Genomic DNA, 2,026 nt, shown 5'->3' on the forward strand with positions numbered 1-2,026 from the left:
GGTTCCCGTCTGGATCGGTCGCGGTCGAGGACAGGACCGGCCGCTTCCCCGGCACGAACGAGTCCTTCCCCGAGGTCGCCGCGCCCGCGACCGTCGGCGCAGTGGCGAGGTTCGGCTTGCGGTTGTAAGTGAAGGTGATCGACGGCGGCGTGGTCGACTCCATCGACCCGAACCGCTTCCACCCCTGCACATTCGTCTCCGAGCCCGCCTTCAGCGCCAACGTCACCGACGCCGCGGCGTTGGTCGACCAGGACTGCGCCAGCGAGGTGATCGGGATGTTCACCCACCCCGCAGCGCAGGAGCTATTCGCGCCCTTCGCGACCGTCACCGAGCCGTACTTCGTGCCCAGCGCCGGCTGGTTCGTCCACCGCGTCGCCGTCGACACGCTCCCGGAGTTCCACACCTCCACCGCCGAGGCTGTGCACGAATACGACCACGTCTCGTACAGGTTCAGCGTCGCGGACTGGACCTTCACGTCCTTGAACGCCGTGTTCGAGAACGTCAGGAACGAACGGGCCTTGTTCGTCCCGTCATACGTGCCGACCTTCAGCTCCTGCTCGCCCGAGCGATCCGAGGAGTAGTTCGTCTGCACGAACGCATCGAAGGTCGGCCGTGCCGTCCCCTTCGCATACACCGGATCCACCGTCACCGGGAACACCCGGGCCTCGTCCAGCAGCCACTCCCGCTCCACCCCGAGCCGCAGCGTCACCGCTGTCCCCGACTGCTCAGCGATCTGCACGCTCACCCCGGCGCGCTGGAGATGCTCCCGCGAGGCCTCATCCACGCTCGCATCCCACGCCAGCGGCGCCTCGAACGTCGAGACCACGATTCCGTCGCCGTCGACGAACTCGATCCGCTCCCCCTCGACCTCCCGCGCGGTCAGCCCGTCGGAGACCTGCAGCGGCACGTCCCACGACACCACGCCCGGCTCATCGACCGGTGCCGGCTCCGCGCCCCCGCCATCGCTCGGCGCCGGCTCGCCCCCACCATCACTCGCTGCAGGTGCGGCCCCGACGTAGTCCAGCAGCGCTTCCCGGTCGGAGATCACGAACGACTGCTCGAACCCGTCCCGCGTCGCGTGGACCACCAGATCGATCCCCGGCCACGCCCCCGCATAGGTCGCCGCGGAACCCTCCAGCACCGGGGCGGGCAGCGAGTCCTCCCACGCCACCGCCACCGACGCGTCCTCGCCCGCACCGACCTCCGCCACCGGGGCCGGCTCCGCACTCGAACCCTCGACCTCCCCGGCCAGCACCACCCCGTCCGGCACCGCAGCCGGCGCGATCGACCCATCCTCCTGCTCCACCAGCGTGGTGTCGTACTCCTGCCACGCCCCCTCACCATCCTGGAACCGCACCGGCGCCGCATGCTGCGTCGTCGTCACCGTGCCGTCAGGGTTCACCCACGTCGTCGAGGAATCCGTCCGCTCCGCAGTGACTTCCACCCGCTCACCCGTCGCACGCGCCTGCACCACCGCCGACGGGAAATCCACCGTCTCCGGAGACACCGGCGCCGACACCTCCGGCGAGGGCTCCACCGGCGGATCCTCACCCCACGCCTGATCCGACGGCAGCCCCGAGACCACCAACGCCGCAGCACACACAGCAGAAACACTCACCAGGACACGGCGGTACCACCGACCGAACACAGGGATCTCCAACGCAGGAACTCCTACCCACTCGCAGCACCCACGCTGCTCCACCCCTCCGACGCCGGAGATTGAGCACATCATGCACCCCAGAACCGACCAGCCAACTACCAGAACCATCCCAGTTAGGTAACAAGGTCACGCCCGACCAGCAGGAGCTTCCTCGCCAGCTGCGCTCTCGCCGACCACCAAGCTGCCCGCACCACGCCCAAGACAGCCACAGCGAGCCCTCCGGGGGCCGCCACACAAGGTGCATCCAGCGAGACGAGAACTACTCGGAGACTTCCCCAGTCACCGGAGCAGCACCAAACAGGTACACCCCAGCAGGACAGTTACTGGCCAATCATTTACGGTTCCCAGTAGGGCTCAAAAGTGCAC

At 68.4% G+C, this 2,026-nt stretch carries 1 protein-coding gene; it reads right to left on the reverse strand.

Annotation, left to right across the window (positions count from 1 at the left end; genetic code table 11):
* On the reverse strand, positions 1–1,537 hold a 1,537-nt coding region (locus DS079_RS16935), incomplete at its 3' end, for a DNRLRE domain-containing protein (protein ID WP_126988917.1).
* Between the last annotated feature and the right edge of the window lie 489 nt (positions 1,538–2,026).

Source organism: Brachybacterium paraconglomeratum (assembly GCF_003994255.1).
GTDB classification, from domain to species: domain Bacteria; phylum Actinomycetota; class Actinomycetes; order Actinomycetales; family Dermabacteraceae; genus Brachybacterium; species Brachybacterium conglomeratum.